Source organism: Bacteroides intestinalis, from assembly GCF_003464595.1.
GTDB classification, from domain to species: domain Bacteria; phylum Bacteroidota; class Bacteroidia; order Bacteroidales; family Bacteroidaceae; genus Bacteroides; species Bacteroides intestinalis_A.
This window is the reverse complement of record NZ_QRZF01000002.1, coordinates 312,112-332,666: the sequence shown is the minus strand read 5'-3', so window position 1 is coordinate 332,666 and position 20,555 is coordinate 312,112. Positions and strand designations below refer to the sequence as shown.

At 42.3% G+C, this 20,555-nt stretch carries 26 protein-coding genes and 1 pseudogene; 18 read left to right on the top strand and 9 right to left on the bottom strand.

All coding sequences use genetic code 11. The annotated features are described in order from the left end of the window. Window positions 1-74: 74 nt before the first annotated feature. Entirely contained in the window at window positions 75-1,214 is a 1,140-nt protein-coding gene (locus DWW10_RS03855; protein ID WP_118421006.1) for a BamA/TamA family outer membrane protein, read from the bottom strand. Window positions 1,215-1,227: 13 nt separating this feature from the next. After that, window positions 1,228-1,905, bottom strand: coding sequence for a porin family protein (locus DWW10_RS03850; protein WP_118420857.1), 678 nt, complete (start codon window positions 1,903-1,905; stop codon window positions 1,228-1,230). Between the two features lie 153 nt (window positions 1,906-2,058). Here DWW10_RS03850 and DWW10_RS03845 point away from each other — a divergent pair, with 153 nt between their 5' ends. Beyond that, the gene (locus DWW10_RS03845) at window positions 2,059-2,910 is read left to right on the top strand and encodes a helix-turn-helix domain-containing protein (RefSeq protein ID WP_118420856.1); all 852 of its coding nucleotides are present in this window, start codon (window positions 2,059-2,061) and stop codon (window positions 2,908-2,910) included. Continuing rightward, a pseudogene (locus DWW10_RS26315) lies at window positions 2,904-3,020 on the top strand (cytochrome C biogenesis protein CycH); the annotation flags it as partial. The gene DWW10_RS03845 and the pseudogene DWW10_RS26315, both read left to right, overlap by 7 nt. 63 nt (window positions 3,021-3,083) lie before the next feature. On the opposite strand, the gene DWW10_RS03835 reads toward DWW10_RS26315, so the two are convergent. Next, the gene (locus DWW10_RS03835; RefSeq protein ID WP_044153940.1) at window positions 3,084-3,386 is read right to left on the bottom strand and encodes a GNAT family N-acetyltransferase; all 303 of its coding nucleotides are present in this window, start codon (window positions 3,384-3,386) and stop codon (window positions 3,084-3,086) included. 107 nt (window positions 3,387-3,493) lie between these two features. Between DWW10_RS03835 and DWW10_RS03830 the strand changes: the two genes are divergently transcribed. Next, complete coding sequence (locus DWW10_RS03830; RefSeq protein ID WP_118420855.1) at window positions 3,494-3,937, top strand: HD domain-containing protein; 444 nt, start codon at window positions 3,494-3,496, stop codon at window positions 3,935-3,937. A 44-nt stretch (window positions 3,938-3,981) separates the two neighbouring features. Next, complete coding sequence (locus DWW10_RS03825; RefSeq protein ID WP_022209083.1) at window positions 3,982-5,157, top strand: MFS transporter; 1,176 nt, start codon at window positions 3,982-3,984, stop codon at window positions 5,155-5,157. Here the strand turns inward: DWW10_RS03825 and DWW10_RS03820 are convergent. Continuing rightward, window positions 5,147-5,464 (bottom strand): MGMT family protein, encoded by a 318-nt coding sequence (locus DWW10_RS03820; protein WP_029327825.1) that lies wholly within the window; start codon window positions 5,462-5,464, stop codon window positions 5,147-5,149. The two genes, DWW10_RS03825 and DWW10_RS03820, sit on opposite strands and share 11 nt — an antisense overlap. 450 nt (window positions 5,465-5,914) lie before the next feature. Here DWW10_RS03820 and DWW10_RS03815 point away from each other — a divergent pair, with 450 nt between their 5' ends. Genes DWW10_RS03815 through DWW10_RS03795 form a run of 5 tightly spaced genes read left to right on the top strand, consistent with a single transcriptional unit; the run spans window position 5,915 to window position 8,460 of the window. After that, window positions 5,915-6,367: a GNAT family N-acetyltransferase gene (locus tag DWW10_RS03815; RefSeq protein WP_118420854.1), complete on the top strand. Its 453-nt coding sequence runs from the start codon at window positions 5,915-5,917 to the stop codon at window positions 6,365-6,367. Window positions 6,368-6,371: 4 nt separating this feature from the next. After that, window positions 6,372-7,115, top strand: coding sequence for a GNAT family N-acetyltransferase (locus DWW10_RS03810; RefSeq protein WP_118421005.1), 744 nt, complete (start codon window positions 6,372-6,374; stop codon window positions 7,113-7,115). 35 nt (window positions 7,116-7,150) lie between these two features. Next, window positions 7,151-7,849: a putative polyvalent protein kinase domain-containing protein gene (locus tag DWW10_RS03805; RefSeq protein ID WP_118420853.1), complete on the top strand. Its 699-nt coding sequence runs from the start codon at window positions 7,151-7,153 to the stop codon at window positions 7,847-7,849. 26 nt (window positions 7,850-7,875) lie between these two features. After that, window positions 7,876-8,148: a zinc ribbon domain-containing protein gene (locus DWW10_RS03800; protein ID WP_118420852.1), complete on the top strand. Its 273-nt coding sequence runs from the start codon at window positions 7,876-7,878 to the stop codon at window positions 8,146-8,148. 3 nt (window positions 8,149-8,151) lie between these two features. Beyond that, window positions 8,152-8,460, top strand: a complete 309-nt coding sequence (locus tag DWW10_RS03795) for a nitrous oxide-stimulated promoter family protein (RefSeq protein WP_061437640.1) — start codon at window positions 8,152-8,154, stop codon at window positions 8,458-8,460. A gap of 107 nt (window positions 8,461-8,567) precedes the next feature. On the opposite strand, the gene DWW10_RS03790 is transcribed toward DWW10_RS03795, so the two are convergent. Together DWW10_RS03790 and DWW10_RS03785 are read right to left on the bottom strand one after the other, a co-directional pair. After that, window positions 8,568-9,032, bottom strand: a complete 465-nt coding sequence (locus DWW10_RS03790) for a MaoC family dehydratase (RefSeq protein ID WP_007213084.1) — start codon at window positions 9,030-9,032, stop codon at window positions 8,568-8,570. 26 nt (window positions 9,033-9,058) lie between these two features. Beyond that, window positions 9,059-9,829, bottom strand: a complete 771-nt coding sequence (locus DWW10_RS03785) for an SDR family oxidoreductase (protein ID WP_118420851.1) — start codon at window positions 9,827-9,829, stop codon at window positions 9,059-9,061. A gap of 191 nt (window positions 9,830-10,020) precedes the next feature. On the opposite strand from DWW10_RS03785, the gene DWW10_RS03780 reads away from it, so the two are divergent. From DWW10_RS03780 to DWW10_RS03755, 6 genes are all read left to right on the top strand, one after another. Further along, window positions 10,021-10,878: an ion transporter gene (locus DWW10_RS03780; protein WP_118420850.1), complete on the top strand. Its 858-nt coding sequence runs from the start codon at window positions 10,021-10,023 to the stop codon at window positions 10,876-10,878. A 56-nt stretch (window positions 10,879-10,934) separates the two neighbouring features. Continuing rightward, the gene (locus tag DWW10_RS03775; protein ID WP_118420849.1) at window positions 10,935-11,360 is read left to right on the top strand and encodes a secondary thiamine-phosphate synthase enzyme YjbQ; all 426 of its coding nucleotides are present in this window, start codon (window positions 10,935-10,937) and stop codon (window positions 11,358-11,360) included. Between the two features lie 5 nt (window positions 11,361-11,365). Then, window positions 11,366-11,827, top strand: a complete 462-nt coding sequence (locus DWW10_RS03770) for a GNAT family N-acetyltransferase (RefSeq protein WP_118420848.1) — start codon at window positions 11,366-11,368, stop codon at window positions 11,825-11,827. Window positions 11,828-11,837: 10 nt separating this feature from the next. Then, complete coding sequence (locus DWW10_RS03765; RefSeq protein ID WP_118420847.1) at window positions 11,838-12,563, top strand: SDR family NAD(P)-dependent oxidoreductase; 726 nt, start codon at window positions 11,838-11,840, stop codon at window positions 12,561-12,563. Window positions 12,564-12,646: 83 nt separating this feature from the next. Continuing rightward, complete coding sequence (locus DWW10_RS03760; protein WP_118420846.1) at window positions 12,647-13,627, top strand: lytic transglycosylase domain-containing protein; 981 nt, start codon at window positions 12,647-12,649, stop codon at window positions 13,625-13,627. A 200-nt stretch (window positions 13,628-13,827) separates the two neighbouring features. Next, window positions 13,828-14,496 carry an MgtC/SapB family protein gene (locus DWW10_RS03755; protein WP_118420845.1) on the top strand — a complete coding sequence of 223 codons (669 nt, stop codon included), beginning with the start codon at window positions 13,828-13,830 and terminating at the stop codon, window positions 14,494-14,496. 5 nt (window positions 14,497-14,501) lie between these two features. Here the strand turns inward: DWW10_RS03755 and DWW10_RS03750 are convergent, their stop codons facing one another. The 3 genes from DWW10_RS03750 to DWW10_RS03740 form a co-directional block, all read right to left on the bottom strand. Continuing rightward, on the bottom strand, window positions 14,502-15,272 hold the full coding sequence (locus tag DWW10_RS03750; protein ID WP_118420844.1) for a TIGR03915 family putative DNA repair protein: 771 nt from the start codon (window positions 15,270-15,272) through the stop codon (window positions 14,502-14,504). 14 nt (window positions 15,273-15,286) lie between these two features. Continuing rightward, window positions 15,287-16,552: a putative DNA modification/repair radical SAM protein gene (locus DWW10_RS03745; RefSeq protein ID WP_118420843.1), complete on the bottom strand. Its 1,266-nt coding sequence runs from the start codon at window positions 16,550-16,552 to the stop codon at window positions 15,287-15,289. A 169-nt stretch (window positions 16,553-16,721) separates the two neighbouring features. Then, the gene (locus tag DWW10_RS03740) at window positions 16,722-16,895 is read right to left on the bottom strand and encodes a histone H1 (protein ID WP_007213067.1); all 174 of its coding nucleotides are present in this window, start codon (window positions 16,893-16,895) and stop codon (window positions 16,722-16,724) included. Between the two features lie 155 nt (window positions 16,896-17,050). On the opposite strand from DWW10_RS03740, the gene DWW10_RS03735 reads away from it, so the two are divergent. The 3 genes from DWW10_RS03735 to DWW10_RS03725 all read left to right on the top strand — a co-directional run bounded on the left by DWW10_RS03735 (window position 17,051) and on the right by DWW10_RS03725 (window position 20,120). Continuing rightward, on the top strand, window positions 17,051-17,692 hold the full coding sequence (locus DWW10_RS03735; RefSeq protein WP_007213065.1) for an AlbA family DNA-binding domain-containing protein: 642 nt from the start codon (window positions 17,051-17,053) through the stop codon (window positions 17,690-17,692). A 288-nt stretch (window positions 17,693-17,980) separates the two neighbouring features. Next, entirely contained in the window at window positions 17,981-19,372 is a 1,392-nt protein-coding gene (locus DWW10_RS03730; protein WP_118420842.1) for an alanine/glycine:cation symporter family protein, read from the top strand. 121 nt (window positions 19,373-19,493) lie between these two features. Continuing rightward, the gene (locus DWW10_RS03725; protein WP_007213063.1) at window positions 19,494-20,120 is read left to right on the top strand and encodes a hypothetical protein; all 627 of its coding nucleotides are present in this window, start codon (window positions 19,494-19,496) and stop codon (window positions 20,118-20,120) included. Window positions 20,121-20,555: the final 435 nt, after the last annotated feature.

Below are 20,555 nucleotides of genomic sequence, written 5' to 3'. Positions count from 1 at the left end.
TGAATAAAATTTGAGTAGTCACAATAGATAATATATGGACTACTCAATGTTTCTATTTTTCCAAACATACATTTTCAGAATGCTTCTGCAAACTGAAATAAAAATCCAGCAGTATCTTTACCGAAGCCATAATCAATACGTACATTTACATTATGTTTGAACTCAATCCGCAAACCTATACCATAATTAGGTAAAATGTGTTCCACTTTTAATTTATCAAAAGATGGAAACACAGTTCCACAACCCATCCATGCTACACAACCAATGCGACTATAAATATGCTGCCTCAATTCCAATTGCGCCGTCATTTGGTTACAATCTATATAACGACCGCCATAGTAACCACGCATCCTACTATCTCCACTTCCCAATTCTTCCCTTAATGGCCACGGAGTATATTGATTATTAAATTGTCCGTAGAGGTCGAATGCGAGAACACTGCCACTCCACATACGATTATAAGCATCGAAAATCATAGTAGTATTAAATAGAGTCTTATGGTAAGAACTCATAAAATCCGGATAGAAAATCTCTCTTGCCATAAAATAAATACCACGTTTAGGATTTAAAATAAAATCCCGTGTATCATATTGAATGGACACTCCAAGACCTGTAAAAAAGTAGGCTTTTCTCTGCCCTTCTAAATAAGCCGGATTAGCCATTTTGGCCAAATCGGCATATTTTATATTGAGAGCTGCACCTACATGAATATTCTTGGTGAGTTTATAAACATAATCCGACTCCCAATTGACGAGTCGTTTGGTATATTCGGAAATAGGATTCACATTACAGGCATCATATGTAATCCCCCAGAAATCCAATGTCTTATGCTGAAATTGCAGGCGATAACTTAAACGGGCTTTATTTCCTTTGAAGTGATTGTTTCCTTTTATGGTAATCCCATAAAATCCATAAATCGTTGCACTTCCGGATAATGATATGTCAGAAGGTTGCATAATAGAATCCTTACGATCTAAACGGTACAATGCAGTTGCAGCTCCCCCGATGCCAAAACTCCCTTCTTTTGTATAACAAGGAGCTACCACAAAACTCATATCCATTTTTTTCTCGAATGTTCTGTCTATATTACCATGAAAAAGGCTATTCCAGTATTTCTTTAATCCTTTCTCTTGTATCGAGTCTGACTGGCCAAGAACGTTTGTTACAAAAACAAAAAGGATAATTGTGCTAAAAACAGAGTGTTTTATATTCATATTCGTCATACTTTTACTTTGCAAACCGATAGGCAATTCCAATACTGAATGTTTGAGGATGCATTTTTATCCTACTGCTATTCTCGTCGAGCAGATTGGTTATGCTCGCCTTATAAGTGGCATTAATCTGAAATCCTGAAACAAACTCATAGCCTAACTTAATACCGAAACCTGTATTTGAATCGCATAAAGCAGGCAATCCTGTAGCGCTGTCTTTTTCGTAAAGGTCTTGTTTGATTCCGCCGTACTTGAATGATGCTCCCAAACCAAATTCCGTATAAGGTCCTATACCAATGTGTAGACGGTTACCCTTCGAGAAACAATAATGATACATAGCATAAACAGGAATCTCCATTCCCCAATAACGGTACTCACCTGTTTGGCTACTCCATTCAAAATCAGAAGTTTTGTAATGAAATAGCATTTCTCCCTGTACGGAAAAAGATTTTGAAATACCTAAATTCAAGAATCCACCGGTACTGAAGCCAAACTTCATCTTGCTCTTGCTATCCCCAATACCCGAATGGATAAAATTAGATACGTTCATTTCTAAAATCGGACCGCCTGTAAAGATGATTTTTTGCTCTTTCGAGGACTCTGTATCTTTTTTGACTACACTTAGAGGTTGTGCTTTCAGAGCACTCATACAACCTACGGCTAATAATAAGATAATAAAATACTTTTTCTTCATATTAATGTTTTTTTGATGCCGCAAAAGTAGGTAAAGCCACACAGTGCCAAAAGGTCATTTCATTGACGATATTGGACGAAACTTTCAATAATCATTTCACTTGTGATAAAATTGCCCTATTTTTGTGTCCGAATCTTTAATTTTGCAAATAAAATGAATACACTAAACCTGCGGGCTGAAATACAAAACAAGGGACGGTTCTTATGTGTGAATGATGATTTTTATATTTTTGACGTAGCCGGCAATGACTTATCAAATCATCCATTCAAAATAGATATGTACATTTGTTGTATCTGCCTTCAAGGGGAAAGCATCGGGAAAATAAACTTGCTACCCCATCACATGAGTAGTTCAAAAATGTCAATCAACGTATCGGGGCAAATCCTGGAGCAGATATCTATAAGTGACGATTTTAAAGGGATTTGTATTTTTATGTCTAACGACTTTATCAATAGCTTAGGATTACCCTATAATTTTCAGACTTATATGCTGCTACAAGATAACCCCGTTCTAGATTTGCAATCCGGGCAACTTGAAGCCATGATTTCTTATTGTACAATGGTTCGTAAAGTTATAGAGAATAAACATCCCTACCAGTTAGATGTTATCAGGCATTTAACCTGCGCTTTCTTTTATGGCATGGGATACTATTTTCATGAAATATCGAAAAATAAGATACTATCAAACGATGAAGCATTAATGGATAACTTTTCAAAGGAAGTCCAATTGTTCTACAGAAAAGAAAGAAAGGTACTTTATTATGCGGACAGACTACATTTATCCGCAGGCTATTTATCAACCATTATAAAGCGTGTCAGTGGGAAAACTGCTGCGGAATGGATTGATGACTATGTTACATTAGAAGCCAAAGCGCTCCTTAAATCTACCAACCTGACGATACAACAAATTAGTGATGAACTAAATTTTCCCTCCCAATCATTCTTTGGGAAATATTTTAAAAGAATTACAGGTTTGTCACCTAAAGAATACAGAGAGAAAAATTAATAAGCAACAATACATTAGTCGCTCTTACATTAATGATTGCAGAAAGCAGAACAGAAGAAAAAGATATAATGGTAAAGGTTGTGATAAACCTTATCAATCAGAATAATTAAGTGAATAAACTTTGAGCAGTCATATATAGATAATATATGGCTGCCCAAAGTTTTAAGGAGTTTCTATAATGCACAAGTCCCCTCCCCCGCATAATCCTTTCCCGTCTTTCCATTATATTCAGGATGCCTTTCCAGCCACTTCACGGCATAGGAACAGGTAGCCACAGGTACCAGTTCATTAGCCAATGCATAATCATAGGCTGCCTTTACTAAAGCAGAGGCAATTCCCCTACCACCTATTTCACTGGGTACAATCGTGTGGCGCACATCCAAAGCACCGTCAGCTACATGATACATCAGGCGGGCAGTCTCTCCATCGACTACGGTCTGAAAAACTTTTTTCTCCGGAAAATGTTCTATATTCATAATCTGTTTCAATTATTGGGTTAATATACAATTTTAATAATAAGCCTCTCTTATATTTAATAACAGATTTCAGTAACTTTGTATCGAACAATTCTAAAAAAAATCTTATGGACAATCATCTTCTCTCACATGCCATCGCTATTGCTACCGAAGCCCACAAAGGACAAAAAGACAAATACGGACAGGAATATCTGCATCATCCCATCCGCGTAATGAATATGGGACGGAATCTGAAAGAAAGGATTGTCGGTATTCTACACGACGTTGTAGAAGATACGGAATGGACGTTCGAAGACCTGGAAAAGGAAGGATTCTCTGCCGAAATCATTGAAGCCGTGCGGTGTGTCACAAAGACCTCCGATGAGGAAGATTACGAAGAATACGTCGAAAGATGCGCCTCCAATCCCATAGCCGTTGCCGTTAAGATTCATGACCTGACGGATAATATGGATGTGCGCCGCATGCCCTGCATTGGAGAAAAAGAAGTCACCAGACTCAAGAAATATCTGAAAGCCTACCATCGCCTGATGCCCCTGTATATGAATCATTGATCATTGTGCATGCTTCTTTTTCATGAAATTACTACCTTTGCGGCATGAAATTGGAACTAAAAGAAAATCAAGGAGTACCCTCGTCCCTGCTTTGGACGCTGGCCATCATCTCAGGCGTAACGGTAGCCAACATATACTACAACCAACCACTACTGAACCGTATCAGCCGTGACCTGAACATCAGTGAGTTCACCGCCAATCTGATAGCCATGTGCTCGCAGATAGGATATGCCATCGGACTATTGTTCATCATTCCGCTGGGCGATTTATACCGCAGAAGAAATATTATCCTCGTAAATATTTCCATTCTGGTAGTCTCACTGCTCACCATTGCTTTAGCTCCCAATATCCACCTGATACTGTTCGCTTCTCTGCTGACGGGTGCCTGTTCGGTTATACCCCAGATATTCATGCCCCTTGCGGCACAATATTCCACTCCCGAAACCAAAGGAAAGAACGTAGGTATTATCCTTTCGGGACTACTGACGGGTATTCTTGCTTCGCGTGTAGTAAGCGGCATTGTAGGCGAATACATGGGCTGGCGGTTTATCTACTTCATTGCCGCGGGATTGATGGTCGTTTGTTTGCTTATCATAATAAGGATACTCCCGGACCTTCCTTCCAATTATCAGGGAAGTTATGCCGGACTGATGAAATCCTTGTTTTCCATCGTCAAGAAGTATCCCCAACTCCGCATAGCTTCGTTGCGTGCAGGTTTCTCGTTCGGATCGTTCCTTGCCATGTGGAGTTGTCTGGCTTTCAAGATGGAACAGGCGCCTTTCTTTGCGGGAAACAATATCATAGGAATGTTGGGACTTTGCGGCATAGCCGGGGCACTGACCGCTTCTTCCATCGGAAGATTCATCAATACGGTCGGGGTGAAACGGCTTACTTATATAGGATGTTCGCTGATAATCAGCGCATGGATAGTGCTCTATGCGGGACAATATAGTTATGCAGGTATCATAGCCGGTATTCTGTTGATAGATATAGGTATGCAATGCATCCAGCTCAGCAATCAGACAAGTGCGTTTGCCCTTTGTCCGCAAGCATCCAATCGCATCAATACTATTTTCATGACTACCTATTTCATTGGCGGTTCCACCGGAACTTTCCTTGCCGGAACCTTCTGGCAATGGTTCGGCTGGACGGGAGTGGTGGGAACAGGTATCTTGCTGACAAGTTGTTCGCTGCTCATCAATATATTCGCTAAGAAATAACCTCCTTCAGTATTTCCCAACCGGATGCTTTGATATCTACGCATCCGTTCTTCTTAAAGACGGTACCCTCTTTTTCCAGCAACTCCCGTTGTTCGGGCCAGAAAGGGGCCAGTCGTCCCTGACTATTCACTACCCGGTGGCAAGGCAGATTTTGTTCCTCAGGTGCGTTATGCATGGCCTGCCCCACCATACGTGAACACTGGGGCTTACCTATAAGATAAGCAATCTGTCCATACGTCAGCACACGTCCCGGAGGGATAGAGGCGACAACGCTATATACTTCTTCTCCAAAGGATGTTTTATCCATAACCTATATTACTTTGCAATACAATACTTATCAGTCGGAAACAGGATGCCTATAATGAAGATTTTCTCAACATAAAGAGAAAGTATTCTCAATACGATGAGAAGAACTTCTCAATGCGATGAGAATAAATACTCATCACGGTAAGAAAAGATTCTCAATATAGCGAGAATAATCGAGAACCATAATCTACTGATATTGAGCACATAGCCTTCTTACATAGGTTGACTACTTTTAATCTTATCCCCCCCCAATGAATTGACTTGGAAAACTCGCTCTCACTAAAAAGCATAGACCATTATCGGGCAACCATAAATTCCTATACGAAAGAACAGAAATTAATTATAAGTAGCAAATTTCGGAATAATGTTTTTCATCTTGGTAGCAGAATTTGTCTTTCTCATATCAATTGCCTACCTTTGAGGTGATTCAAGAACAATTAAATCTATACGAATGGTAAACATCGTCCCTATTTTAAAGAACAAAAAGGAGTTCCTCGAACTACTGCTACTTGCCGACGAACAAGAGTCCATGATAGATCTCTACCTGGAACGGGGAGAAATGTACGCTCTCTACGACGGCGACTTAAAGGCGGCGTGTGTGATAACAGATGAAGGAAACGGAGTCTATGAAATCAAGAACATCGCCACTTATCCCCACTACCAACGAAAAGGATATGGAAAACGGCTGATAGAATTTCTATTGGAGCACTACAAAGATCGTTATCATACGCTATTGGTAGGTACGGCAGAAGATACGTACACAGAGGATTTCTACAAACAATGCGGATTTACCTACTCGCACCGCATACCCAACTTTTTTACTGACAACTACGATCATCCCATGTATGAAGATGGAAAGCTTCTGAAAGATATGGTTTATCTCAAAATTAGCAAGAATGGATAAAAGTATGGCATTCATCACACTGACCCCTGAGAACGTAATGAGCGAACACCTATGTTGCGCCATTGCAGACAAAAAACACCAGACCGGCGTAAACGATAAACGCAACTGGCTGGCAGAGCGTATCAAAGAAGGACATGTCTTCCGCAAACTGGATGCGCAAGGAAAAGTGTTCATCGAGTATGCCCCGTTGGAAAAAGCTTGGGTTCCCGTAACTGGTGATAATTATTTCTATATCTATTGCCTGTGGGTATCCGGCAGTTACAAAGGAAAGGGATACGGAAAGGAATTGTTACAATCGTGCATCGACGACGCAAAAGCGCAAGGAAAATCCGGCATCTGCCTCCTTTCTTCCAAAAAGAAGAAACCTTTCTTATCAGAAAAGAAATTCATGTTGAAATATGGCTTCAAAGTAGTGGATACCATCAATGACGAATATGAATTATTAGCCCTTTCCTTTGACGCCACCCAACCGCAATTCACATCAAACGTGCGGAAACAGAGCATTGAGGGCAAAGAACTGACCATCTATTACGGTGTGCAATGTCCCTATATTCCCAATTGTATCGAACAGATATACAATTATTGCGAGAACAATCAAATACCTCTCCGGTTGGTAGAGATAGATACTTTGGAGAAAGCTAAACAACTGCCTTGCATCTTTAATAATTGGGCTGTATTCTATAACGGAAAGTTCGAAACAGTGCACCTGTTGAATGAAGGTTTACTGAAAAAATTGCTGCTACGATAATTAAGGAAAGAACAAAAACAGTATCTTTGCATTATATGTATAATAAAAACAAACAATATGGAAAAACTGAATCAATATCATCGCCAAGCCATAGCGAAGAAAATGAAATCCATTGCTTATTGGAGGAAGCATCCAATGTCGCGCGAGGAGTGCTTGAATCAATTCAAGCAATTGCGGGAACAGCGGTCGTTAAGGGAGTCCAGATTGCAAACCTCGAAAGATTCGCAAGAGACAGAGGGTATTGGATAGAAGATATTAATACAATAGGAATATTTTCTGATAGAGGATCTGAAAATGAAGTATATCTATCAATAGAGAATAACACTACTGTTTACAAATTAAATGATTTTCGCTACTCAGATGACAATCTCTCTCAGTTTTTTGAGCGTATAAGGATTCACAACATTTATTTTCCAGATTGTTCTTATAAGCTAATAGGTTTTGCATATAATAAAGCCGAAAAAGTTTGTGCCGTACTTTCACAACCATTTATTGTAGCTATGCGTGAAGCTACTGAACCCGAAATAGAAGAAGAGCTTAATAAAATGGGATTCAGTTCTGAATTAGATGGTGAATTTTTCTCAAATGGCAATTATGATATATTCGATGCTCTTCCTAATAATGTATTAGTAGGAAATGACGGGCATCTTTATTTTATCGATACAATCATTTATAAAAGTCAGGATAATGGCTTTGAAAAATATAAAAGCTTATCTCCCAGATATAATCAATAAATTAATATTATTAAAACAAAATTATTATGGAAATGAAATTTTGCCAAAGTTGCGGAATGCCGCTCACATCCGATGAAACATGCGGAACAAATGCTGACGGTAGCCTCAGCACAGATTATTGCACTTACTGCTATCAGCAAGGTAAATTCGCGCAAGACTGCACCATGGAGGAAATGATAGAACATTGTGCCCAGTTTGTAGAAGAATTCAATAAAGACTCGGAGCAGAAAGTTACTAAAGAAGAAGCTATTGCGATGATGAAGCAAGAGTTTCCGAAATTGAAACGCTGGCAAGCATAAATAATGTCCCGCATCGAACAGGAAAAACAAACCGTGGAGCAAATGATCCGCCTCTACTGCCGGAAGAAAGAGGGGAACGAAACTTTGTGCCCGCAATGCAGGGAAGTGTTGGAATATGCACATGCACGGTTGTCACGTTGTCCATTCGGAGAAAAGAAAGGTACTTGCCGACTCTGTACCATACATTGTTATAAACCGGAGATGCGGGAAAGGATGAGAGAAATCATGAGATGGGCAGGGCCAAGAATGTTGTTATATCATCCGGTAGCGGCTATCCGGCATTTGTGGCAGGAATATATCAGGAAGAAATAAAAAATACATCACAAATTACACGGATATTCATAGATTAAGAAGAAGAGCTTTATTGAAGCTTCATTATTAAATCCATGAATATCCGTGTAATTTATAATGAAAGAATTTTAATTGAAATAATATAAGAACACCGCAATACCGTCAAGTGCCTTCTTCGGTTGGTCTTTTATCTCAATCGTAAATTTAATCTCAGCCTTTGCCACACCGCGCAAGTTTGTCAATGAGTGCAGTTTCGCAACCAAACGAATACTTTGTCCCGACAATACCGCCTGACCGAACTTCATCTGATCCATACCATAATTAACCATCATCTTCAGGTTGTTCACCTCAATAATCTGGTTCCACAGATACGGCAACATAGACAAAGTGAGATAGCCATGCGCAATAGTAGTCTTGAAATGGCTCTCTGTTTTAGCACGTTCCGTATCTACATGTATCCACTGATGATCCAACGTAGCATCAGCAAACAGATTGATACGTTCCTGCGAAAGTTCCACATAATCGGAAACACCAATTTGCTGACCTACCAGCTTTTCAAAATCCTCATACGAGTTGATAATTACTTTTTCCATTATTCTCTTTTTATATTTAATAGTTTCTACGGTTGATAATCCCAACCATAATCATTATGATAAATCATTAGTTTACTCATGCCTCCATCAATCGTAATATTCTCCCCGTTGATAAAGGAGTTCCGTTCGTCACAAAGGAAAAGAACTGCACGGGCTATATCGGCCGGTTCTCCTACCCTTTGCGAGGGATGCTGCATGATATCTCCTTCCGTATATGCCGGCACATAATCCTCTTCATGATAGCTTCCCGTATCAATCCAACCGGGAGCAATAGAATTCACGCGGGCAATTCCCGAAAGACTGACCGCAAGTGCATGAGTCAGAGCCGTTATTCCACCTTTGGCTGCCGTATAACTTTCCGTATTGGCCTGCGACTGGAAAGCACGGGTAGAAGAAATATTCACAATAGCACCTGCACCACTGAAATAGTCTTTAAACGACAAAGCCAGGAAATAAGGAGCTGCTACTCCCACACGTTGCACATACAGGAAGTCTTCATACGAACAGTTGCTCAATATTCCTCCATTTGTCAGGCAAGCATTATTTATCAGACAGTCAATCTGATCTTCTATGGATAAGACAAAGTCTACAAAATCCCTCAGCGTCTGTTCCTCGGCAATATCTCCGACAAAGCCTGTAACCGAAAGCCCTCTTTCCGACATCTTTCCTTCCGCCAGTTCCACCGCCTCGGGTGTCTTATCAATGAAATACACCGTATATCCCGATTCTGCAAACATCTCGACAATGCAACGACCGATACCGGCGGCTCCACCTGTTACTACACATACTCTATTCATACGCTCTTTATTTTAAGTATGATGAACAAAACCCCGATAACGAAGGTTATTATTCGATTCATGGTTGTTTACTTTTAAATCGTGAAAACAGGTAACAAATATACTCCATATTCCAGCAAGTTACAAAAAGTCAAGTACCCTTTTTCTCATTCGGAAAGGTTTTCCTACTTTTGTAACAAACATTGTGAAACATGAAACTGAAAGATAAATTCACAGAACTGATGCATAATCAGGCTTTGAAGCGAAAACTATATGTCATCATATTCGAAGCTGATACACCTGCCGGGAAGCTATTCGACGTTACCCTGATCTGGTGCATATTGCTTAGCGTAGGACTTGTTATCCTGGAAAGCCTGCAAGGATTACCGGTATGGCTGAAAACTCCATTCATTGTTATGGAGTATTTACTGACCGCTTTCTTTACTTTCGAATATATCACCCGGTTGTATTGTTCGCCCAAACCTTCCAAATACGCTTTCAGTGCTTTCGGCATCATCGACTTGCTGGCTACACTGCCGCTTTATCTCGCTTTCCTGTTTCCCGGGGCACGCTATCTGCTTATTATACGGGCATTCCGCCTGATACGGATATTCCGCGTCTTCAAGTTATTCAACTTCTGGATAGAAGGGCAAATGCTACTGACAGCACTACGAGACAGTAGCAAGAAAATCGCAGTTTTCTTTATGTTTGTGGTTATTCTGGTGATATCTATCGGGACACTGATGTACATGATTGAAGGAGGAAAACCCAATACACAGTTCAGCAATATTCCCAACAGTATTTATTGGGCCTGCGTCACCCTTACCACCGTAGGTTACGGAGATATAACTCCTGTCACCGCCCTGGGGAAATTCCTTTCGGGTTGTGTCATGCTGATAGGTTACACTATTATTGCAGTACCCACCGGCATAGTTTCCGTATCGCTGATGAAAAGACATGAAAAGAATGTAGCAAGAGAGTGCCCCAACTGTCACAGGCGAGGACACGAAGAAAGTGCGCAGTTCTGTAAGTATTGCGGATCATCACTTGATAAAGCCCCTAAAGAATAGAAAAACTTTCATACTAAATCATATTGGCAAATAATAACGCATAGAAATATATAAAAATGGAACAAAGTTTTGTTACTCAAAAAGAATTTACCCTACGTCCCCATGCACGTGGTTTTCACTTGATAACGGATGAAATAATACGTAACCTGCCGCGTCTGCCGCAAGCCGGACTTTTACATCTGTTCATCAAGCATACCTCTGCCGGACTTAGCATCAATGAAAATGCTGATCCGGATGTCCAGACGGACATGGAAGCCATCTTCAACCACCTGGTAAAAGAACGGGAACCCTACTATATGCATACCTGTGAAGGAGATGACGACATGCCCGCCCATGCCAAATCTACCCTGACAGGTAATAGTCTCAGCATACCTATCACTGACGGTAGACTGAATATGGGTATCTGGCAAGGTATATACCTCTGTGAATTCCGCAATCGTGGCGGTGGAAGAAAAATAGTAGCAACCGTCATCGGACAATAAAACATATGAAAACAAACAATCTTCCTACAAATATCTTCGTCGCCACGGAGAAAGATTATCCCGAACTCTCTGAGCTTTGGGAAGCATCCGTACGCAGTACGCATCACTTCTTGAGTGCAGAAGATATTCAGTACTACAAACCTCTGGTACAGAACGTTTATTTCCCCGCAGTGCAACTCTATATTATAAAGAATAAAGACAACCGCATCAGTGGCTTTCTGGGACTAAGCGATGATTTAATAGAAATGCTGTTTATCCACCCCGGCGAACAGGGAAAAGGATATGGCAAGACATTATTAGAGTTTGCCGTAAACGAACGAGGCTTCCGCAAAGTGGATGTCAACGAACAAAACGAACAGGCTTTCCGCTTCTACCGTAACAGGGGCTTTGAAGTAATAAGTCGGGATGAAACAGATGCACAAGGCAAGCCCTTCCCCATCCTGCACATGCAATTAACAAACTACTAATACAGCAATTATGAAACGAGCCATTATTATAGGAGCCACCTCCGGCATAGGAGAAGAAGTTGCCAAACTGCTAATTCAGCAAGGTTGGCACATCGGTATTGCCGGAAGACGGGAAGAAGCATTGGAGAAACTGCAAGCCACCGCCCCCGGACAAATCGAAATTCAACGTCTGGACGTAACAGATGCGAATTCCCCCACCCTGCTGGAAACACTCATCCGGAAGTTAGGTGGCATGGATTTGTTCTTCCTCAGCTCCGGCATAGGCAGTCAGAACCCGGACCTGAAACCGGAAATAGAACTTAATACCGCCCGTACTAACGTAGAAGGATTCACCCGCATGGTGACCGCCGCCTTCAATCACTTCAAAAACGAAGGAGGTGGGCATATCGCTGTCATCAGTTCCATTGCAGGCACCAAAGGATTGGGCATCGCCCCGGCCTATTCCGCAACGAAACGCTTCCAGAATACTTACATCGAAGCCTTGGCACAACTCTCCCGGATGCAACACTTAAATATCCATTTCACAGACATACGCCCTGGTTTCGTCGCCACCGACTTACTGAAAAGTGGTAAGTTCCCCATGCTGATGCAAGCCAATCAGGTAGCGAAGAGTATCGTCCGTGCCCTGAACCGGAAAAAACGGGTTATTGTGATTGACGGCAGATACCGTGTAGTTGTCTTTTTCTGGCGAATGATCCCGCGGTGGTTATGGGAAAGATTGCCTATAAAGAACTAAGATTCGTTGTAAAGACACCATAGTTCTTGCCTCATTCCCGTAAATATTGTATATTCGACCTCGAACCAAACAAACTTTTGAAAATGAAAAAAAGCTCAATACATATCCTGATAGTTACCTCAGTTGCTCTATGCGCCGGTGCCACACTTCCATTTCTGTTTGGGCACAGCACGATAGACCCTGAACAGCAATCCGTTAAATCCGAAGTTCCCTACTGTGTCACCTCCCCTTCCGTACCGGACAAAATCACCTTTGCCGGACAGGAAATTGACCTGACGCGCTACGATCATCGTGAACGTATGGACCGCGAACAAATGTCGTTCACCTATATGCACTCCACCACCATGCTCACCATCAAGCGTGCGAACCGCTTCTTTCCCATCATAGAACCCATATTGAAGGAAAACGGTGTACCCGATGATTTCAAATATCTCGCCGTAATAGAAAGCAACCTCAATACCCTTGCCCGTAGTCCGGCAGGAGCAGCCGGAATGTGGCAGTTCATGCAAACTACCGGACGCGAATTCGGCCTTGAAGTAAACCCCAATATCGACGAACGTTATCACGTGGAGAAAGCCACCCGTGCCGCATGCCAATATCTGAAAGATGCCTACCAAAGATATGGTAACTGGCTCTGCGTAGCCGCTGCCTACAATGGCGGACAAGGCCGCATCTCCTCCGAACTGAAAAAACAGCTCGTAGATCAAGCCGTAGACCTTTGGCTTGTAGAAGAAACTTCCCGTTACATGTTCCGTCTGCTTGCCGCTAAAGCTATCATCAGTAATCCGCAGCGCTATGGCTTTTTACTGAAACGGGAACACCTTTATCCGGTCATCCCCCATACAGAGGTCAATGTAACAACAAGTATCGACAATCTGGCACAATTTGCCAAGAGTAAAGGTATTACCTACGCCCAACTGAAGGATGCCAACCCATGGCTGCGCGATAGTTCTTTACAAAACAAAAGTGGACGTACATACGTTCTTAAAATACCGACACAGGCGGGAATGCACTATGATCCGAAGAAGACGGTGCCGCATAATAGGGCATGGGTTATAAATTAAGTACTTTTCTTTTGTCTTGAGACAAAAGAAAAGATACCAAAAGAAAAACTCAAGGCTGCACTTCCGGGGCTACTCCGACACTGCCATTGCCGGAGTAGCTCCGGAGACGTAGCCGGTGCCTCTTTCTTTTTGGTATCTTTTTCTTTCGGGGCAAGCCGAAAGAAAAAGTACAGTAACTTAAAACACAGAAAGGAGCCAATATGACATTAGATTTCGATTTCGTACTCAGACTATTAGTAGCCGGCATTTTAGGTGCCATCATCGGCTTGGACAGAGAATACCGTGCCAAAGAAGCAGGATACCGTACTCACTTTTTAGTATCGCTGGGCAGTGCCCTCATCATGATTGTTTCCCAATATGGCTTTCAGGACATTATCAAAGAAAACAGTGTCTCACTGGACCCGAGTCGTGTAGCGGCCCAGGTAGTCAGCGGTATCGGTTTTATCGGTGCCGGTACCATCATATTACAAAAACAAATTGTCAGAGGGCTGACTACTGCTGCCGGAATATGGGCTACAGCAGGCATCGGTCTGGCAGTTGGGGCTGGAATGTATGTAATAGGTATAGCCGCTACCCTACTCACTCTGGCGGGACTGGAACTCCTCAGCATCCTGTTCAAAAGTGTAGGGATGAAAAGCTCCATGATAACATTCTCTACCGGAAATAAGGATATCCTTAAGGAAGTATCCGATCGCTTTAACTCCCGAAATTATATGTTAGTCTCCTACAAAATGGAAAGATTAGGTTCCGGAGATACAGAAAGGTATATAGTGACTATGGTTATCAAATCCAAGCGGGGTAATGACGAAGGACACATGCTGTCACTTATGCAAGAATGGCCGGATGTGACAGTAGAACAAATCGAATGATCTTGTTACTGCTTCTCTGTCATGTGTTTCCAGTAACGTACAGGCATATCTTGTTTATGCTTCCGCGGATTTAGTCGTTCTTTGATACAGATGGCTTTAAAGTATGTCTTCCAGAGTTGCTGAAAAAGTTTCTCGTCTTTATCCATCAGGCTTTCGTCCAGCATACCTGTAATCAGATGTCCCTCGCGTGAACCTTCTTCAAAGGTGACCTGACGTACTTCTTTCAAATCATAATAGAAGCCATACGCCCGTTTTATGTCGTATATCAGCCAGGGCTGATCGGCAAAACGATCCTTAAAATGATCGATAGCCAGTGGCAGAGCATTCTTTTCCGGTTCTACCGCAGCAAAGAAGGTGCCATCGGCAGCTTTCTGAAAACGAATAAACTGGAGCATACGAAGACGTTCCCAATCCACCCGCTTCCACATACGCGAGAATTCCAGCACATCCGGATCGGCAAAATTGGTTTCAATGGAACGGGAAGCATCAATCGCCTTACAAATATAGCGGAACAAAAGTATCGGAGTTTCCTGTTCCTCCGCCAGCCAACATTGGGCAAGGCAAGACAGAGCACCGGAAGAAAGTTTCTTTTGCAGACCACGCCATACTCGCTTTGCCTTTTCTTCTTCGGTGATTACCGTGAAGACTTCATCATGAAATAAGGGTAATGGCTCTCCTTCCGGAGACAATGCATCAGGAAAAACACGACGGGAATAGGCTTCAAAAACAGAAGTCAGCAAGCCCTCGAAAGTATTATCAAAAACAAATATATTCATGGAAAAGAACTCTCTTAGTCGTGGAAATCAAGCAACAACTGCCTTTCGTCCACTTTCTTCTTGTTCGATTTCGTTATCAGCAAACTGCGCACTGTTTGCGGAGTCATCTCATTCACTGTCTTCATGGGGAGTTCATGGCAAGTAATAAAGTACTGCGCTTTCTTCATCACTACTCCTATCTTCTTCAACTCATAGAAACCTAACTTAGAAAAACGACGGGATGCCACAATCAATCTTGCCGACTTCACTCCGACACCGGGAATACGCAATAACATCTCATAATCCGCCCGATTGATATCTACCGGAAACTGCTCCGGATGGCGCAAGGCCCACGACAGTTTAGGATCAATCTCCAGGTCCAGGTCAGGATATGCATCATCCACAATCTCTTCCACCTTAAACTGATAAAAGCGCATAAGCCAATCTGCCTGATACAGGCGATTTTCACGCACCAGCGGTGGTTGCTTCAGGGCCGGCAAACGCGTATCATACGTATTCACAGAGATATAACCGGAATAATAGACACGCCTCATTGTAGGTCCTTTATAAAGAGCAGATGAAAGAAAAAGGATATCTTTGTCCGTTTCCGCCGTAGCCCCTACAATCATTTGCGTACTCTGTCCGGCAGGGGCAAAACGTGGTGCATGGCGGTGTTTCTTCCGTTCCTCCGAACTTTCCAATACGCCTTGCTGAATATAACGCATCGGTGCATATACACTTTTATGATCTTTCTCGGGGGCAAGAAGTTTCAGATTCTCCTCTTTCGGTATTTCTACATTAACGCTGAGGCGGTCGGCATACAATCCCGCTTCGTTCACCAGTTCACGACTGGCTCCGGGAATACTTTTCAAATGAATATAGCCATTGAAACGATGCACTGTGCGCAAGTCTTTTGCCACGCGCACCAGGCGTTCCATGGTATAATCCGGACTCCGCACCACACCACTGCTTAGGAACAGTCCTTCTATATAATTGCGGCGATAGAACTCCATCGTCAGATCTACCAACTCACTGACAGAAAGCGTAGCACGCGGCAAATCATTAGAGCGACGATTGATGCAATATGCACAGTCATAGATGCAATAGTTCGTCAACATCACTTTCAGTAGTGAAATGCAACGTCCGTCCTCAGCAAAACTATGGCAAATGCCCCAGCCGCCGACAGTATTGCCCAACATACCGGGTTTGTTGGAACGCACGGTACCGCTGGACGAGCATGAGACGTCATATTTGGCCGACTCCGCCAGTATTTTCAGTTTATTGAGAACGTTTTCATTCATAATCCACTACACAACTTATAATTCGGTCAAAATTAGCAATTCGAAGAGAAGGAAACAAATAATGGGAAGTTAAATAATGAATAACTATTCAGAGTGTCTTCATACCTGTAAAACAAAAAAGACCGCTCTCATTGAGACGGTCTTTCAATTCTTTCAGTAAGCGTGCTTATTATTTAGCAGCTTCCAAAGATGCTTTGCGGAATGCTTTCATTGATTTTTCGATTTCCAAAGAAGCCTTACGTGCACGAGTACCGGCAGCTTTGTTACCATTTTCAATCTGAGCTTTTGCATCTTTCTCGAATGCTGCATACAATTCAGCAACTTTTTCAACTAATTCTTTCATAATCCTTTTCTTATTAATATTACTTCGTTAATAATGTCTGGCAAAAATACACTCTTTCTTGAAATAAATGCAGAAAAACAATATTTTTTTTGAAATAATCCGCAAAAATTGCACAAAAAAACGTCCTCTGGCGTTTTTTACCTACTTTTGCAGGCATGAAACCCCTTACAGATACGGAATACATACACTTGCTCATAGCCGAAGGCGAACACCAAAGGCAGGACTTTAAGTTTGAGATTTCCGATGCCCGTAAGATCGCAAAAACGCTCTCCGCCTTTGCCAATACGGACGGCGGGCGGTTGCTGATCGGGGTAAAAGATAACGGAAAGATTGCCGGAGTTCGCTCCGATGAGGAACAATATATGATAGAGGCGGCAGCACAAATGTACTGTCAGCCGGAAGTGAATTACACCATGCAGACCTTTCAGGCGGAAGGACGCAGCGTGCTGGTAGTGCAGATTGAAGAAAGTTTGCAAAAACCCGTATATGCCAAGGATGAAACAGGAAAACCGCTGGCTTATCTGCGCATCAAGGATGAGAATATACTCGCTACACCGGTTCATCTGCGTGTATGGCAGCAAAGTGGTAGTCCGCGGGGAGAACTGATAACTTATACTGAGCGCGAACAGTTGTTGCTTGACTTGTTGGAAGAAAATGACAGTCTATCGCTAAACAGGTATTGTAGGCTGGCACGCCTTTCCCGACGTGCAGCGGAACATTTACTTGCCAAGTTCATCCGGTTTGATATCGTAGAACCGGTATTTGAAGGTCATAAGTTTCACTTCAGATTAAAATAAATAATCATTCTTCAATCCTGACTTCTACTTTCTGGATATGAAGAAAAACTTGTTTACAGAAAAACAAAAAACAGAAACAGTTGTTATTTTAGGGGATCTCAGTATGATACTTAGGGTATCTCAGTCGTATACTTAGGGTGCCTCAGTCGCAGTCTTAGAACACCTCAACACAATACATTAATATTCAATCAGTTACAAAAGATATCTTTTGCGACCTTTATAATCAATAAATTCAGACAGAAGAACCGGCAGTTTATCATTAAACAAGTAAATATTAAACAATATAGCATGAATATAATCAATTCAATCAACGATATTCTCTGGACCTATATCCTTATCGCTCTGCTTTTGGGATGTGCCCTTTGGTTCACGCTGAAAACCCGCTTCGTACAGTTCCGCATGATAGGTGAAATGGTACGTTTACTGGGTGACTCAGCAGGAACGAACGGAAAGCCGGGTGAAAAGCATATCTCTTCATTCCAGGCATTTGCCATCTCCATTGCCAGCCGTGTAGGTACGGGCAATCTGGCGGGTGTGGCCACTGCCATCGCTGTAGGCGGGCCGGGAGCAGTATTCTGGATGTGGGTCATTGCCCTGTTTGGTGCTGCCAGTGCATTCGTAGAGTCCACGCTGGCACAATTATATAAGGTGAAAGGCAAAGATTCCTTCATTGGCGGTCCCGCCTACTATATGCGGAAAGGATTGAAACAACCGTGGATGGGTACCGTGTTTGCCATACTCATTACAATAACTTTCGGTTTTGCCTTCAACTCCGTGCAAAGCAACACGCTGTGTGCAGCTTTTGAACATGCGTTCGGTTTCGACCACGCCATTGTAGGAGGGGTTATTACCATAGCTACACTGCTTATTATCTTCGGTGGTGTACAGCGCATTGCTAAAGTGAGCAGCATTATTGTCCCCATTATGGCATTGGGATATATTGCTTTGGCACTGATTATTGTAGCTATCAATATCACTGAACTTCCTGCCGTTATCAAACTCATCGTCAGCCATGCCTTCGGCTGGCAACAGGCATTGGGTGGTGGCGTAGGTATTGCATTGATGCAAGGCATCAAGCGGGGATTGTTCAGCAATGAAGCCGGTATGGGTTCCGCTCCCAATGTGGCAGCCACCGCACACGTCACACATCCCGTAAAGCAGGGGCTGATACAGACCTTGGGCGTTTTCACCGATACATTAATTATATGTACCTGCACCGCGTTCATTATACTTTTCAGTGGTGCGCCGCTGGACGGCTCTACCAACGGGGTACAACTTACGCAACAAGCATTGACGAATGAGATAGGTTCAGCAGGAAGCATTTTTGTTGCTATTGCTTTGTTCTTCTTCGCCTTCAGCAGCATTCTGGGTAATTATTATTATGGAGAAGCCAATGTACGTTATCTTACCCGTAAGAAATGGATATTGAACATTTACCGCATTCTGGTAGGTGGTATGGTACTGTTCGGTGCGCTCGCTGCACTGGATGTGGCCTGGAGTCTGGCAGATGTCACCATGGGATTGATGGCGCTCTGTAATCTGATTGCCATCAGCCTGCTCGGTAAATACGCTTTCAAACTGCTGGAAGACTACCGTGCACAGAAACGGGCGGGTATCAAAGACCCTGTTTTCACAAAAGACCGCCTCAAAGAGGTAGAAAATGACGTGGAGTGCTGGTAAGAGATTTATGATTTATAAATTATGATTTATACAATTGTTGGTGTAAATCAACTTATTTCGTACTTTTGCAACCGCAATTGCCCCGGCAATTATAAATCATAAATCATAAAACATAAATAAGATGGGTATATTTGCCAAACTATTTAAAAAGAATTCCGAGGGTACTTCCTCCAAAAACGTGGAAGATTTCGTGTCACTGACACGCGTTTATTTCCAGTCCGTGATTGCCGCTAATCTGGGAATTACGAACATTCGTTTCGTGCCGGATGTAGCCAACTTCAAACGCCTGTTCAAAATACCGACTCAGGGCGGACGACTGGGACAAGCCGAAAAGACTGCTTCACGCAAAATGCTGATGCAGGACTATGGACTGAGTGAAAACTTCTTCAAGGAAATCGACGCTTCCGTAAAGAAGCATTGCCGCACGCAGAATGATGTGCAGGCATACTTGTTTATGTATCAAGGCTTCTCACAAGACCTGATGATGTTGATGGGTAACTTGATGCAATGGAAGTTCCGCGTGCCCTCTGTTTTTAAAGGCGCACTGCGCAGTATGACCGAAAAGACCGTACATGACGTCTGCACCAAAACCGTATGGAAAAAGGACGATGTACATAAGACGGCTATGGCAGTCCGCCAATATAAAGAGCGTCTGGGATACTCCGAGCAGTGGATGACAGAATACGTGTACAACGTTGTATTACTGGCTAAAAAAGAACCCAAAAACAAAGCCACGGAAGAGAAATAAGCTTGAAATATCTATCAGACAAAAACTGTTATCAAAAGAAAAAGTTTTCTAAAGAAACAATCAATAGAAAGGGCGAGAAATGATTTCCTCGCCTTTTTTTGTTATTTTTATGCAACTTTTTTGCTCCAAGGAGCAACAACACTTTATGCAAAGAGATTGTTGTAAGATATAGCGGACTTTATCCGCTAAGCCACAGGCTACAAGCTATCAGTGACAAACCATTGCACTGGGGAAGTTAAAAAAACTCTGATAAGTTGATAGTTCAAAACCTATTAGTTCAAGTAATCTGATTATTCAGAAGATTTCATAATTCAGAAGATTTGATAATTCAAATAGCTTGATTTAGGCTCAATAAGTCAGGCAGCCTGAAAGGCTTTCAGAGTTATCTGTAGCTTATAATTTGTAACTCGTAGCTCGTAATTTATAGCTTGCAGT